Annotated in this window: 12 protein-coding genes; 2 read left to right on the forward strand and 10 right to left on the reverse strand. The window is 65.0% G+C overall.

The window, feature by feature from the left end; translation table 11 throughout:
- Positions 1 to 145 precede the first annotated feature (145 nt).
- Positions 146 to 574: an Lrp/AsnC family transcriptional regulator gene (locus tag O7A05_RS23790; protein WP_337095372.1), complete on the reverse strand. Its 429-nt coding sequence runs from the start codon at positions 572 to 574 to the stop codon at positions 146 to 148.
- Positions 575 to 711: 137 nt separating this feature from the next.
- Here O7A05_RS23790 and O7A05_RS23795 point away from each other — a divergent pair, with 137 nt between their 5' ends.
- Complete coding sequence (locus tag O7A05_RS23795) at positions 712 to 1,815, forward strand: saccharopine dehydrogenase family protein (RefSeq protein WP_337095373.1); 1,104 nt, start codon at positions 712 to 714, stop codon at positions 1,813 to 1,815.
- 167 nt (positions 1,816 to 1,982) lie between these two features.
- Here O7A05_RS23795 and lpdA read toward each other — a convergent pair whose 3' ends face one another.
- The 4 genes from lpdA to O7A05_RS23815 form a co-directional block, all read right to left on the reverse strand.
- The gene (gene lpdA, locus O7A05_RS23800) at positions 1,983 to 3,380 is read right to left on the reverse strand and encodes a dihydrolipoyl dehydrogenase (RefSeq protein ID WP_337095374.1); all 1,398 of its coding nucleotides are present in this window, start codon (positions 3,378 to 3,380) and stop codon (positions 1,983 to 1,985) included.
- A 196-nt stretch (positions 3,381 to 3,576) separates the two neighbouring features.
- On the reverse strand, positions 3,577 to 4,968 hold the full coding sequence (locus O7A05_RS23805; RefSeq protein WP_337095375.1) for a dihydrolipoamide acetyltransferase family protein: 1,392 nt from the start codon (positions 4,966 to 4,968) through the stop codon (positions 3,577 to 3,579).
- Position 4,969: 1 nt separating this feature from the next.
- On the reverse strand, positions 4,970 to 5,983 hold the full coding sequence (locus O7A05_RS23810; protein WP_337095376.1) for an alpha-ketoacid dehydrogenase subunit beta: 1,014 nt from the start codon (positions 5,981 to 5,983) through the stop codon (positions 4,970 to 4,972).
- A 2-nt stretch (positions 5,984 to 5,985) separates the two neighbouring features.
- Positions 5,986 to 7,218, reverse strand: a complete 1,233-nt coding sequence (locus O7A05_RS23815; RefSeq protein ID WP_337095377.1) for a 3-methyl-2-oxobutanoate dehydrogenase (2-methylpropanoyl-transferring) subunit alpha — start codon at positions 7,216 to 7,218, stop codon at positions 5,986 to 5,988.
- Between the two features lie 434 nt (positions 7,219 to 7,652).
- Here O7A05_RS23815 and holA point away from each other — a divergent pair, with 434 nt between their 5' ends.
- On the forward strand, positions 7,653 to 8,696 hold the full coding sequence (holA, locus tag O7A05_RS23820) for a DNA polymerase III subunit delta (RefSeq protein ID WP_337095378.1): 1,044 nt from the start codon (positions 7,653 to 7,655) through the stop codon (positions 8,694 to 8,696).
- A gap of 357 nt (positions 8,697 to 9,053) precedes the next feature.
- Here the strand turns inward: holA and O7A05_RS23825 are convergent, their stop codons facing one another.
- From O7A05_RS23825 to mnmE, 5 genes are all read right to left on the reverse strand, one after another.
- Positions 9,054 to 9,947, reverse strand: coding sequence for a ParB/RepB/Spo0J family partition protein (locus O7A05_RS23825; RefSeq protein WP_337095379.1), 894 nt, complete (start codon positions 9,945 to 9,947; stop codon positions 9,054 to 9,056).
- 61 nt (positions 9,948 to 10,008) lie between these two features.
- Positions 10,009 to 10,806 (reverse strand): ParA family protein, encoded by a 798-nt coding sequence (locus O7A05_RS23830; RefSeq protein ID WP_337095380.1) that lies wholly within the window; start codon positions 10,804 to 10,806, stop codon positions 10,009 to 10,011.
- Positions 10,807 to 10,823: 17 nt separating this feature from the next.
- Positions 10,824 to 11,465, reverse strand: a complete 642-nt coding sequence (gene rsmG, locus O7A05_RS23835; RefSeq protein WP_337095381.1) for a 16S rRNA (guanine(527)-N(7))-methyltransferase RsmG — start codon at positions 11,463 to 11,465, stop codon at positions 10,824 to 10,826.
- Positions 11,462 to 13,336, reverse strand: a complete 1,875-nt coding sequence (gene mnmG / locus O7A05_RS23840; RefSeq protein ID WP_337095382.1) for a tRNA uridine-5-carboxymethylaminomethyl(34) synthesis enzyme MnmG — start codon at positions 13,334 to 13,336, stop codon at positions 11,462 to 11,464. The genes rsmG and mnmG overlap by 4 nt, the downstream gene beginning before the upstream one ends.
- A 156-nt stretch (positions 13,337 to 13,492) precedes the next feature.
- Positions 13,493 to 14,800: a tRNA uridine-5-carboxymethylaminomethyl(34) synthesis GTPase MnmE gene (gene mnmE, locus O7A05_RS23845; protein ID WP_337095383.1), complete on the reverse strand. Its 1,308-nt coding sequence runs from the start codon at positions 14,798 to 14,800 to the stop codon at positions 13,493 to 13,495.
- Positions 14,801 to 14,809: the final 9 nt, after the last annotated feature.

Below are 14,809 nucleotides of genomic sequence, written 5' to 3' on the forward strand. Positions count from 1 at the left end.
CTCTTCGCCGCCGAGAAGCTTAACTGTCTCGGCCCAGCCATCATCAACAAGCGATTCGTGTGTCATCCCCAGCGTAGAATCACAACCGATTCCGCGCCGCAATACCCTATCTTAGCGCCTATGCCCTCAAGGGGGAGATTTGGCGCTACCGATCCACCCGCGTCGACAGAATGATCGACGACGACGTCCGCTCGACCCCGTCCATCGCCCCAATCTTGTCGAGCAGCGCGTCGAGGTCGCGGATCGATGGCGCGTCGACGATGACGATCATGTCGAAATTGCCGCTCACCGAATGCACCGTGCGCACCGGCGGCATCGCCGCGAGGCTGCGCACCACCTTGTCGGCGAGCTTCGGCGTGACGGTGAGCAGCACATGTGCCTTGACCAGCCCTTGCTCATAATCGGGCGACAGCCTGACCCCATAGCCGGTGATGATGCCGCGCTGCTCCAGCCGCTCGACGCGGCTCTGCACCGTGGTGCGCGACACGCCGAGCTGGCGCGCGAGCTCGGCGGTCGAGGCGCGGGCGTTGACGCGCAACAGCGTAAGCAGCGCCTGTTCGGCTTCACTAATCATTTTGACGAAACCTCTCGGCATATCGCTCAAAGTTCGGCGTCATATTGCCAGATTCCACGCTTCCTTTCGACAGGCAAGCTGCGAAGATTCGCGCCAAATCGAATTGGCCCAAATCAGGATTGGCAGGGATATTGATCATGAAGAACATCGTTGTTGTCGGCGCCGGCAAGATCGGCTCGACCATCGCGGAAATGCTGAACGCCACGGGCGACTACCACGTCACGCTGGTCGACCGCTCGGCGGCTCAGCTTGCCGCCGCCGAACTGCCGGCCGGCGTCGCGACGCAGGAGCTCGACATCACTGCCTCGGGTGAGCTCGAAAAAGTGCTTGCCGGCAAATTCGCCGTGCTGAGCGCCGCACCCTTCCACCTCACCACGCGCATCGCCGAGGCGGCCGCCGCCACCGGTGTGCATTATCTCGACCTGACCGAGGACGTCGTCTCGACCCGCCGCGCCAAGGAGCTGGCGCGCGACGCCAAAAGCGCCTTCATCCCACAATGCGGCCTGGCGCCGGGCTTCATCTCGATCGTCGCCAACGATCTCGCCAGCCGCTTCGACACGCTGGAAAGCGTGCGCATGCGCGTCGGCGCGCTGCCGCAATATCCGTCCAACGCGCTGAACTACAACCTCACCTGGAGCACCGACGGCGTCATCAACGAATATTGCGAGCCCTGCGAGGCGATCGTCGAGGGCGAGCTGATCGAGGTGCCGCCGCTGGAGGAACGCGAGGAATTCTCGCTCGACGGCGTCACCTACGAGGCGTTCAACACCTCCGGCGGTCTGGGCACTTTAGCCGAGACGCTGAAGGGCAAGGTGCGCACGCTGAACTACCGCACCATCCGCTATCCCGGTCACGCCGCGATCATGAAGGCGCTGCTCAACGACCTTGGGCTCCGCCACCGCCGCGACGTGCTGAAGGACATCTTCGAAAGCGCCCTGCCGGCGACCTTGCAGGATGTGGTGATCGTCTTCGTCACCGTCTCGGGCCGTAGGAACGGCCGCCTGCTGCAGGAGACCTACGCCAACAAGATCTATTCGCAGCGCATCGGCAATATCGTGCGCAGCGCCATCCAGATCACCACCGCCTCCGGCATCTGCGCCGTGCTCGACATGCTGGCCGACGGCTCGCTGCCGGCGAAGGGTTTCGTGCGCCAGGAAGACATCGCGCTCGACGCCTTCCTCGCCAACCGCTTCGGCCGCGCCTACGCCCAGCACGAGATGGTGAGCCGGCTCGCGAGCTGAGCTGTATAATCTCCCCCCTCGAGGGGGAGATGTCGCCGAAGGCGACAGAGGGGGTCCCCGCGCGCGGAGCGCTAATCTCCATCTGTCGCAAGGGAGGTCGCATCCAGTCGCACCGACCCCCTCTGGCCTGCCGGCCATCTCCCCCTCAAGGGGGGAGATTACGCTGCCTAAACATGCAGCGCGTGCCCCAGCGCCTTCAGCGCCGCTTCCTGGAATCCTTCGCCCTGCGTCGGATGCGCATGGATGGTGCCTGCGATGTCCTCCAGGCGAGCGCCCATCTCCAGCGCCAGGCCAAACGCCGCCGATAGTTCCGACACGCCCTGCCCGACCGCCTGGATGCCCAGCACCAGATGGTTGTCGGCACGCGCCACGACCCGCACAAAACCGTCCTCGCCCTGCTTCGTCATCGCGCGCCCATTGGCGGCGAAGGGGAACTGCCCGATCTTGATCTCGCCGGCGAACGCCTTCGCCTCTTCGGGCGACAGCCCCGCGGCGACCAGCTCCGGATCGGTGAAGCAGATCGCCGGAATGGCGCGTTTGTCCCAGCTTCTTTTATGACCGGCGACGATCTCGGCCACCATCTCACCCTGCGCCATCGCCCGATGCGCCAGCATCGGCTCGCCGGTGACGTCGCCGATCGCAAAGATGCCGCGCATCGAGGTGCGGCACTGGTCGTCGATGCGGATGAATTTACCTGCCATGTCGAGGTCGATCTGCTCCAAACCCCAGCCTTCGGTCAGCGGCTTGCGGCCGACCGTGACCAGGATCCTGTCGGCGGCGACCCTGGCGTTCTTGCCCTCGGCGGTTTCGACCAGCAGCGCATCGCCCTTGGTCGACAATCCCTTGGCCTTGACGCCCAGCATCACCTCGACGCCGAGCTCGCCGAGCCGCTTAAGCACCGGTCGGGTGAGTTCCGCATCATATTGCGTGAGCACGCGCGGCAGGGCTTCGACCACGGTGACCTTGGCGCCCATCTTGGCGAAGGCCATGCCGAGCTCCAACCCGATATAGCCGCCGCCGACGACCGCGAGCTTCTCCGGCACTTCGCTCAGCGCCAGCGCCTCGGTGGACGAGATGACCGGGCCGCCGAAAGGCAGGAACGGCAATTCGACCGGCGCCGAGCCGGTGGCGATCACCACGGTCTCCGCGTGGATGACCTGCGTGCCGGTCTCGGTCTCGACTTCGACGGTCTTGCCGTCCCGAAACGTCGCCCAGCCTTGCACGGTTTTCACCTTGGCCTTTTTCAAAAGTCCGGCCACGCCGCTGTTGAGCCGGCTAACGATGACGTCTTTCCATGCTATTGTCTTGGTCAGGTCGAGCGTCGGCGCACCGACCTTGATGCCCAGCGGATCCTTGCCGCGGGCCATATGCGCGATCTTCCCGAACTCTTCCGCGGCATGGATCAGCGCCTTCGACGGGATGCAGCCGACATTGAGGCAGGTGCCGCCCGGCTTGCCGAACTCGACGATGACCGTGTCGACGCCGAGCTGGCCGGCACGGATGGCGCAGACGTAGCCGCCCGGCCCGGCGCCGATGACGAGCAGCTTGCAGGAGATTTCTTTCATGGGATCACGCCATTTTGGTTGGAGGAGACCCCCTCATCCGGCCGCTTCGCGGCCACCTTCTCCCCAAGGGGAGAAGAGGACAGTGGAGGCGCCGGCGACCTCCTCTCCCCTCGGGGAGAGGTCGGATTGCCCCGAATTGCTCTTCGCAATTCGGCTGGCAATCCGGGTGAGGGGGCCTTTGCGACCATTGTCATTTTCAATCCACAAAGATCAGCGCCGGCGTTTCCAGCAGCGCCTTGATACGCTGCACGAAAACCGCGGCATCCCAGCCGTCGATGACGCGGTGGTCGAAGCTGGACGACAGGTTCATCATCTTGCGCGGGATGAACTGCGTGCCGTCCCACACCGGCCGCACCATCATCTTGTTGACGCCGACGATCGCCACTTCCGGGTAATTGATGACCGGCGTCGTCGCCACGCCACCCATGGCACCGAGCGAAGTGATGGTGATGGTCGAGCCGGAAAGCTCCTCGCGGCTCGCCGTACCGGCCTTGGCCGCATCGGCCAGCCGGTTGACCTCCGCCGCGCAATCCCACAGGTCCCGCGCCTCGGCATGTTTCACGACCGGCACCACCAGCCCGTTCGGCGTCTGCGCGGCGATGCCGATATGGATGCCTTCATGCTGGTGGATGATGCCGGCATCGTCGTCGAACACGGCGTTAAGGTTCGGCTGCTCGGCAATCGCCTTGACCATCGCCCGCATCAGGAAAGGCAGCAGCGTCAGCTTGGGCCTTTCCGTCCCCTTGGCGCCGCGCTTCTCCTTGTTCAACGTCGCGCGCAGTTCTTCGAGATGCGTGACGTCGATCTCCTCGACATAGGTGATATGCGGGATGCGCGATTTCGCCAGCGACATCTTTTCCGCGATCTTGCGCCTGAGCCCAACGACCTTGATGTCCTCGACGCCGTCCTTCCGGGCAAGCCCGGTGGCGCGGGCGACTTGCGGGCCGCGCGCGACGAACGCGTCGATGTCCTCATGGCTGATGCGCCCGGCCGGACCGCTGCCCGCAACCTGGCGCAGATCGATGCCGGCTTCCTTGGCGCGCAGGCGGACGGCCGGCGAGGCCAGCGGCTTCTCGCCTTCCGCGCGCGGCGGCGGGCCCGAAAGGCTGGGCATGGCGCGATCCTTTTTAATGCCGTCATCCCCGGGCTTCTCCCGAGGATCTGCCGACCTGCGTGGATGCGACGCCGCCAGTTCCGGGGAACCAGCGGATCCTCGGGACAAGCCCGAGGATGACGGCGCTGCGTCTTGCGCAGGCTGGAGGGGAAGACGATCGCCATCGCTCGCCCCAGCGGGGATACCATCGGCACCGCTCTCGCCTGGCGAGGTGTTTTTCACATTGCCTTCGCCGGCCACCTTCAGCCGCACGATCGGCGAGCCGATCGCCACCGTGTCGCCGATCTCGGCGCCCAGCCACAGGATCTCGCCATCGACCGGCGACGGGATTTCGACGGTTGCCTTGTCGGTCATGACGGCGGCGAGAACCGTGTCCTCGCGCACGAGGTCGCCGACCTTGACGTGCCATTCGACAAGCTCGGCCTCGGCGACGCCTTCGCCGACATCGGGAAGCTTGATGACGTGCTCGCCCATCTCAGGCCTCCATGGTTTCGATCAGGGCGCGCCCGACCCGCGCCGGACCGGGGAAATAGTCCCATTCCTGCGCATGCGGATAGGGTGTGTCCCAGCCGGCGACCCGTGCCACCGGGGCTTCCAGATGGTAGAAGCAGTTCTCCTGCACCAGAGCCGCCAGCTCGGCGCCGAAGCCGGAGGTCAGCGTCGCCTCGTGCACGACCACGCAGCGCCCGGTCTTCTTCACCGAGGCGACGATCGCCTCGAGGTCGAGCGGCAGAAGCGTCCTGAGGTCGATCACCTCGGCGTCGATGCCGGTCTCCTCGGCCGCGGCCTGCGCGACATAGACCATCGTGCCGTAAGCGAGCACGGTGACCGCCGAGCCTTGCCTGCGGATCGCCGCCTTGCCGAGCGGGATCGTATAGTGGCCGTCGGCGACCTCGCCCAACTCATGCTTCGACCATGGCGTCACCGGCTTGTCGTGGTGGCCGTCGAACGGGCCGTTGTAGAGCCGCTTCGGCTCGAGGAAGATCACCGGATCCGGATCCTCGATCGCCGCGATCAGCAATCCCTTGGCGTCGTGCGGATTGGAGGGCACGATCACTTTCAGGCCGGAGACATGGGTGAACAGCGCTTCCGGGCTCTGGCTGTGCGTCTGGCCGCCGAAAATGCCACCGCCGGTCGGCATGCGCACCACGATCGGGCAGGTGAAGTCGCCGTTCGAACGGTAACGCAAGCGCGCCGCCTCCGATACGATCTGGTCGTAAGCCGGGTAAACATAATCGGCGAATTGCACCTCGACGCAGGGCTTCAGCCCGTAGGCGGCCATGCCGATGGCCGAGCCGACGATGCCGGACTCGCTGATCGGCGCGTCGAAGCAGCGGCTCTTGCCGTATTTGGCCTGCAGGCCTTGCGTGGCGCGGAAGACGCCGCCGAAAAAGCCGACATCCTCGCCATAGACGATGACGCGCTCGTCGCGCCCCATCGATACGTCCATGGCGTCGCGGATCGCCTCGATCATGGTATGCCTGGGCATGATCAGACCCCCGCCTGCTGGCGCTGGCGTCTCAGATGCGGCGGCATCTCGGCATAGACGCCTTCGAACATGTCCCGCGTCGACGGCTTGCCGCCGGCATGCAGCGTGCCGTGACCCTCGGCCTCCTTCTGCGCCGCGATCACCGTCTCGAGAATCTCGGCCTCCGCCTGGGTGTGGCGATCCTCCGACCAGAGGCCTTTGTGGACGAGATGGTTCTTCAGCCGGATCACCGGATCGCCGAGCGGCCAGGCGTCGGACTCGGCCTTTGGCCGGTAGGCTGACGGATCGTCGGAGGTCGAATGTGCGCCGGCGCGGTAGGTGACGTATTCGACCAGCGTCGGCCCGAGATTGGCGCGCGCCCGCTCCGCCGCCCATTTGGCCACGGCATGGACGGCAAGGTAATCATTGCCGTCGACGCGCAGCGACGGGATCCCGAAACCGAGCCCGCGCGCGGCAAAGGTGCCGGAGCCGCCGCGCGCGATTCCCTGGAAGGTCGAGATAGCCCACTGGTTGTTGACGACGTTGAGCACGACAGGCGCCTTGTAGGTCGAGGCAAACACCAGCGCCGCATGGAAATCGGACTCCGCCGTCGAGCCGTCGCCGATCCAAGCGGCAGCGATCCGCGAATCGTTGGAGATCGCCGAGGCCATCGCCCAGCCGACCGCCTGGATATACTGCGTCGCCAGATTGCCCGAGATCGAGAAGAAGCCGTGCTCCTTCGACGAATACATGATCGGCAGCTGCCGGCCCTTCAGCGGATCGGCTTCGTTGGAATAGATCTGGTTCATCATCGTGACCATCGGATAGCCGTCGGCGATCAGAAGGCCGGCTTGCCGGTAGGTCGGGAAATTCATGTCGCCCGGCTTGAGCGCCTTTCGGAAAGCGCAGCTCACCGCCTCTTCGCCGAGATGCTGCATGTAGAAGGAGGTCTTGCCCTGGCGCTGCGCCATCTGCATGCGCGCATCGAAGGTCCTCAGCGTCATCATATGGCGCAGGCCTTCGAGCAGTTCCTCGTCGCTGAGCAGCCCGGCCCATGGCCCGACGGCCTCGCCGGCGCGGTTCAGCACCCGGATGATGGAGAAAGCCATGTCGCGGATGGTGCGCGGATCGACGTCGATCTCCGGACGCGGCACCGACCCGGCCTTGGGAATGGTCACATTCGAGAAGTCGGGCGTGCCGCCGGGCCGCACCTCGGGCTCGGGCACATGGAAGCGCAACAATCCAGCGTCGGCCATGAGCTCACATCCTCCAATGTTGGCGGTGCGATCTTTGCACATCCGCGCCGCCATTTCATCGGGCGAGAAGGTGGTCGCCCTCCCGGTCGTCGGCCCCGCGGAACCGATACGACACGCAGGCGCCAAGATGCAGATATGGGGGCGAAATTTCTTGTCGATGTTTTTGCTCGCCGCGCAATTTGGCGGAAGTTTGCGGGGCGATTGCCGCCAGAAAATGCGATTGGGAGGTGCGACACGGCCTTGCCCTTCTCCCCTTGTGGGAGAAGGTGGATCGGCGCGCAGCGCCGAGACGGATGAGGGGTGTTCCAGCGGAGTGAGGCGCCGGCTTTCCCTTGAGCACCTCTCATCCGTCGCCTTCGGCGACACCTTCTCCCACAAGGGGAGAAGGAAAGGACGCTGGTTCCCCTACCCCGCCCCGTGCTAACTCACCCGGCATGGCACAAAAGAAGGGATACGAGGTCGATTCGTGGCTGGCGAGGCCGGATCCGGCCATGGGAATCGTCCTGCTTTACGGTCCAGACCGCGGCCTTGTCGCCGAGCGGGCGAAAACCTTTGCCGCGAAAACCGGGCTGCCGCTCGATGACCCGTTCTCTGTCGTCAGGCTGGACGGCGCCGAAGTCGACCGCGACGAGGGTCGGCTGCTCGACGAAGCGCGCACCGTGCCGATGTTTTCCGACCGGCGGCTGCTTTGGGTGCGCAACGCGAGCGGCCAGAAGGCGCTGGCCGACGACATCAAGGCGCTGACCGCCGAGCCTGCGCGCGACGCCATTATCCTGATCGAGGCCGGCGACCTGAAGAAAGGCACCGGCCTCAGGGCCATCGTCGAGGCCGCGGGCAACGCGATCGCCTTGCCCTGCTACGCCGACGAGGCCCGCGACCTGGATACGGTGATCGACGCCGAATTGCGCAAGGCCGGCATGTCGATGACGCTGGACGCCCGCCAGGCGCTGCGCCGCAATCTTGGCGGCGATCGCCTCGCCTCGCGCGGCGAGATCGAGAAGCTGGTGCTCTATGCGCACGGCCACAAGGAAATCGACGTTGACGACGTCAACGCGCTGTCCGGCGATGTCTCCGGCGCATCCTTCGACGCCGCGGTCGACGCCATGCTGGACGGCAAGGTCGGCGACTTCGACATCGCCTTCAACCGTCACTGCCAGTCCGGCGGCCATCCCTTCCTGGTGCTGTCCTCGGCGATGCGGCAATTGCAGGCGATCCAGCTGATGCGCGCTCAGATGGAGACCGGCGGCCGCAACGCCGCCTCGGTCGTCGCCGGCGCCCGGCCGCCCGTCTTCTTCTCGCGTCGCAAGCTGGTGGAAAAGACGCTGGAGCGCTGGAACAGCGAGGCGCTCGGCCGCGCGCTCGGCCGGCTGCAGACGGCTGTTCTGCAGACACGCAAACGACCCGATCTGTCGGAAGCGCTGGCACGGCAGGCGCTGCTCGGCATCGCCATCGAAAGCGCGAGGCTGGGGCAAAGATAAACGCCGGCGATTGGCGACGGCCGGGGCGACAGCTGATCTCCCTCCTTGTAGGGAGATGGCCGGCAGGCCAAAGGGCGCTGTCTGCTTTCGTCATTCTGGGTCTGCGCGCGTCGCTTCGCTCCTTGCTCCGCCCTAGAATGACGAAGGATGGGTTGGCGGGACGGTGCCCTCTCTGCCCTGCCGAGCGTCCCCAGAGAGAGGAGACTGGCCGCAGCCACCCCCTTTCGCCAGTTCACCGCCGCCAAAAAAAAAGGGCCGACACACCGCCAGCCCTTCCGTCTATCACCGATATATCAGGTATATCCAGCCTTAAGCCAAAACCTGAGATGCCGCAGAATATCGTTACGCGCAGGCTGCCTACCGCTCATCCTTCAGCCGCCGGCAGAGCTCGTCGAGCTGCTCCAGGGAGCGGTAATCCACCTTGAGCGTGCCGCCGCTGCCCTTGTGCTCGATGCTGACGATCATGCCGAGCGTGTCGGTCATCAGCTTCTCCAGCGCCAGCGTGTCGGGGTCTTTCTCGGGCTGGCTCGCGGCGGACTTCACCTTGGCCGGCGTCGGACCGGCGGGCATCTGGGCAAGCGCTTCCGCCTGGCGCACCGAAAGCCCCTCCTTGACGATGCGCTTGGCAAGTCCGGCCGGGTCCTCGGCGGTGACCAGCGTGCGGGCATGTCCGGCCGACAGGTCGCCATCGACCAGCATGCTCTGGATGACATTGGGCAGCTTCAAGAGCCTCAGCGTGTTGGCGACATGGCTGCGGCTCTTGCCGATCACCTGGCCGAGATCGGCCTGGGTGTAGCCATGCTCGTCGATGAGCTGCTGATAGCCTTGCGCCTCCTCGACCGGGTTGAGATCGGCGCGCTGCACGTTCTCGATGATCGCCAGCTCCAGCGCGGTGCGGTCATTGACGTCGCGTACGATGATCGGGATCTCGGTCAGGCCGGCGCGCTGCGCCGCCCGCCAGCGCCGCTCGCCGGCGATGATTTCGTAGCGGCCGGGCTGCGAAGGCGAGGGGCGCGCCACGACCGGCTGCACCACGCCATGCTCGCGGATCGACTGGGCGAGGTCGGTAAGCTCGGCATCGCCGAAATGCCGGCGCGGGTTCTTCGGGTTCGGACTGACGAACTCGATCGGCACCTTGCCGTCGGCCGCCACCGCCGCGCTCGGCTTTTCCGGCGCCGCCGGACGGTCGATTTCGCCGATCAGCGCCGCGAGGCCACGGCCCAGTCTTTTTCTCGATTGGTCTTCGCTCATTATAGTGTCCAGATCGTTTCGGAATCGAATCGGCGGATTAACCAAGACGCAGGGCGAACTCTCAGGCCGCGCGCAGCTTGCGCTCGCGGCGGATCACCTCGGAGGCGAGCTGCAGATAGGCTTGGCTGCCCGAGCATTTCAGGTCGTAGAGGATCGCCGGCTTGCCGTAGGACGGCGCTTCGGAAACGCGCACATTGCGCGGGATGATCGTCTCATAGACCTTGTCGCCCATATGGGTGCGCACATCCTGCACCACCTGGTTGGCGAGGTTGTTGCGCCCGTCATACATAGTGAGCACGATGCCCTGGATGGTGAGGTCCGGATTGATCGTATGGCGCACCTGCTCGACCGTCTCCAGCAACTGGCTGAGACCTTCCAGCGCGAAGAACTCACATTGCAGCGGCACGAGAACGGAATCGGCCGCCGCCATTGAATTCAAAGTCAGAAGATTGAGCGAGGGCGGGCAGTCGATCAGCACATAGCCGAACGGCGCCGAACGTTCGGCCGCGGCACGCAGCGCATTGCGCAGCCTGAGCACGCGATCGGGGGCCGAAGCGATCTCCATCTCGATGCCGAGCAGGTCGAGCGTCGAGGGCACGATGGACAGGCCCGGCACGGCCGTCGGCACGGCAGCCGCCTCCAATTCGAGTTCGCCGGTCAGCACATCATATGAAGAAACCGTGCGGTCCTTGCGGTCGATGCCGAGCCCCGTGCTGGCATTGCCCTGCGGATCGAGATCGACGATCAGCACGCGCTCGCCGATCGCGGCAAGCGCCGTGGCCAGATTGATGGCCGTGGTCGTCTTGCCGACGCCGCCTTTCTGGTTGGCGACGGTGATGATACGCGCTGCTGTGCTCATGGGCTTATGCCAGTAATTCATTGCTGTTTCGCCGGGCGCAAGTCAGTGATTTCGAGGATGACGCCGAGTGGGTCGGTCATGCTCGAATGTTCTACCAGATCGAAGGCCCAGCGGTGAGTGCTTTCTTCCACTTCAGCCCGGTAATCCCGCCCTTTATGGAAAAGCGCGCGGGCGCCCTTCGTCAGCCAGGGCGCAGCCAGATTGAGCAGGTCCGGGAGCGCAGCCAGCGCCCGCGCCGTGACGATTTCCGGTGCAGAAACAAGTGCATAGCTGTCGTCGATACGCTTAGCCAGAACGCGTGCAGGAAGGTCGAACTGGCCGATGACCGACTGTAGGAACGACGCTTTCTTACGGTTGCTTTCGACCAGATCGATCAAGGCGCCGGGACGCTCGGCCAGCAGGAAGCCGAGCACCAATCCGGGAAACCCGCCGCCCGAGCCGAGGTCGACCCAGCGTGTTGCGGCAGGCGCGATTCGCGCGAGCTGCGCACTGTCCAGGATATGCCGGCGCCAGACATCGTCCAGTGTCGACGGCGCCGCCAGATTGATGCTGCGGTTCCATTTCAGGAACAGCTGCTCGAAGGCCTGCAGGCGCTCGAATGTTTCACGTGAAACCGGACCCGCTGCTTTCTGCAGGTCCGCCCAGGCATCCGCACTCACGCCACGGACCTTCGCGCGGCAAGCTCGGCATTGCGGACATGCGCGACAATGATGGCAAGCGCCGCCGGCGTCATGCCTTCCATGCGCTGCACATCGGCGATCGAACGCGGCTGGCGCGTCTTCATCTTCTGCTTCAACTCGTTCGAGAGCCCGGGCACGTCGGAGAAGTCGATCGCCTCCGGGATGAGCCGCGATTCCTCGTTCCTGATCTGCGCGACATCGGCCTGCTGGCGATCGAGGTAAACCGAATATTTCGCTTCCGTTTCGAGCCGCTCGGCGGTCTTGGCGTCGAGATTTGCAAAGCGCGGCTCGACGCGGGCGAGCCAGGCCATGTCGACGCCCGGATGCGCCAAAAGCTCATAGGCCGAGCGACGCACGCCGTCTTTATTGATCTCAAGCCCATGCCGCGCCGCCTCGTTCGGCGTCCAGGTAACCGACTTGGCCAAGGCCCGGGCCTCGTCGAGCTTCTGCGCCATCCCGCCAAAACGCTGCAGCCGTTCCGACGATGCGATGCCGAGCTTATCGGCCAGCGGCGTCAGCCGCTCGTCGGCATTGTCGGCCCGCAGCGAAAGCCTGAACTCGGCGCGCGAGGTAAACATGCGATAGGGCTCGGCGATACCACGGCTGGTGAGGTCATCAACCATCACGCCGATATAGGCCTCGGTGCGGCTGAGCACGACCGGCTTATCGCCAGATGCCGTGCGCGCGGCGTTGATGCCGGCGAGCAACCCTTGCGCGCCGGCCTCTTCATAACCGGTCGTGCCGTTGATCTGCCCGGCCAGGAACAGGCCGGCGACCCGCTTCGTCTCCAGCGTCGTCTTCAGCTCGCGCGGATCGACATGGTCATATTCGATCGCATAGCCCGGCTGCAGCATGGCCGCCTTTGCCAGCCCTGGAATGGTCTTCAAGATCTCGAGCTGCACATCCTCCGGCAACGAAGTCGAGATGCCGTTCGGATAGACCGTGTCGTCGTCGAGGCCTTCGGGCTCGAGGAAAATCTGATGGCCTTCACGGTCGCCGAACTTGACGATCTTGTCCTCGATCGACGGGCAGTAGCGCGGCCCGACGCCTTCGATCGAACCGGAATACATCGCCGAGCGGCCGAGATTGGCGCGGATCAGCTCGTGCGTCGCCGGCATGGTCCGGGTGATGCCGCAATGGATCTGCGGATTGGCGATTGCGTCCGTCATCAGCGAGAACGGCACCGGATCGTCGTCGGCGGCCTGGCTTTCCAGCGAGGCCCAGTCGATGGTGCGGCCGTCGAGGCGAGGGGGCGTTCCCGTCTTCAGCCTTCCAAGCCGAAAACCGGCGCGCGTCATCGTCGCCGACAGGCCCATGCTTGCCTGCTCGTTCATCCGGCCGGCGACGATCTTCTTTTCGCCGATATGGATCAGCCCGCGCAGGAAGGTGCCGGTGGTCAACACGACGGCGCCACAAGCCAGCCGCCGGTCGCCGGAAACCACCACCGCCCTGACGCGATCGTCTTCGATCTCGAGGTCCAGGACCTCGCCCTCGACCACGTCGAGATTGGCTTGCTCGCGGATCGCGGCCTGCATGGCGAGCCGATAAAGCTTGCGGTCGGCTTGGGTCCGCGGACCACGGACCGCGGGCCCCTTGCGGCGGTTGAGCAGGCGGAACTGAATGCCGGCGGCGTCGGCGATACGCCCCATCAGCCCGTCCATGGCGTCGATCTCGCGCACGAGATGCCCCTTGCCGAGACCGCCGATCGCCGGATTGCAGGACATGACGCCGATCGTCTCGAAGCGCAGCGTCACCAGAGCCGTCCTGGCGCCGGCGCGCGCGGCAGCACTCGCCGCCTCGCATCCGGCATGGCCGCCGCCCACCACCACCACATCATAGTGATCGGTCATTTCCAATAATCCGCTTTCAGAGATTGCCCGACACATGTCCCCGCTATAGCCTGCTGTCAAGGACGAAGGCGTTTCACGTGAAACATCGGTTCGCGCTTCGTCCGGTGTTTCACGTGAATCATTGCCGGGCAGGGGCCACCCGTTGTTTCACGTGAATCACTTACCGATGCAGAACTGCGAAAAGATGACGTCGAGCAAGTCTTCGACATCGACCGCACCGACGATGCGCCCAAGGCGCTCGGCCGCCAGCCGCAGTTCCTCGGCGCGCAGCTCCTGGCTTTGGCCCGACAGCGCCGCCCGCAGGAAATCCATCGCCTCTTTAAGCAACTCGACGTGGCGCAGCCTGGATGGCAGGACGTCGCTCGCCTCGCCAACCGCGGCGGCGGCGCGGGCCCCGATCTCGTTCAGAAGCCGCTCCAGTCCCGTGCCGTCCCTGGAAGAAATCACCAGGTCGTAGGCGCCGCTGTCGGCATCGGCGATATCCGACTTCGTCCCGATCGTCAGCAACGGAGCCCCACCGGGGACACCGCTGACCGGCGCCGGATCGGCCATATCCTCCAACAGCAGAACGAGATCCGCCACGCCCGCTTTGACCCGCGCTCTTTCGATGCCGATCGACTCGACCTTGCCCGCAGCCTCACGCAGCCCGGCGGTATCGACAAGCCGCACCTTCAGCCCATTGAGGTCCATAACAACCTCGAGCAGATCGCGCGTCGTGCCCGGTTCATCCGTGACGATCGCCGCCTCGCGCTTCGCCAAAGCATTAAACAGACTGGACTTGCCGGCATTCGGGGCGCCGAGGATAACGACCTCGAAACCGTCGCGAATGATCTCCGCGGCCTTGAATCCTTGGATGTGAGCCTCGATTTCTCCGATCATTGCCGACACGTCGGACCAGACCGCATCCGAAACGGAGCCCCGCACATCCTCCTCGTCGGCGAAGTCAATCTCCGCTTCGATCATGGCTCGCGCATGGATCAGCCGGCGGCGCCAACTCGAGTAGAGATCGCTCTGCGCGCCTTCGGCATTGCGCAGGGCGAAGCGGCGTTGCGCCTCCGTCTCGGCATTGACCAGATCGGCCAATGCCTCCGTCTCGACCAGATCCAGCCTGCCGTTGAGAAAGGCGCGCCGGGTGAATTCGCCCGGCTCGGCGTGCCTGACACCCTCGAAGCCGGTGATCGTCTCCAGCATCTTGGCCGCGACGGCGCGGCTGCCATGGACCTGGAATTCGGCGACGTCCTCGCCGGTGAAGCTGCCGGGCCCGGGAAAGAACAGGACAAGCCCGTGGTCGACCGTCGTGCCGTCGGGCGCCCTGAGCGTCCGCAAATTGGTAAACCGATCCTTAATCGGCCCGGCGATCGTTTCGACCACGAATCGAGTCTTGGGGCCGGAAATACGGATGACGGCTATGCCGGCAGGCAGGCGGCCGCTGGATAAAGCTACGATCGAATCCTTCGAAGCCATTGGGGAAAT

The organism is Mesorhizobium argentiipisi (SeqCode) (assembly GCF_037179585.1).
GTDB lineage: Bacteria > Pseudomonadota > Alphaproteobacteria > Rhizobiales > Rhizobiaceae > Mesorhizobium > Mesorhizobium argentiipisi.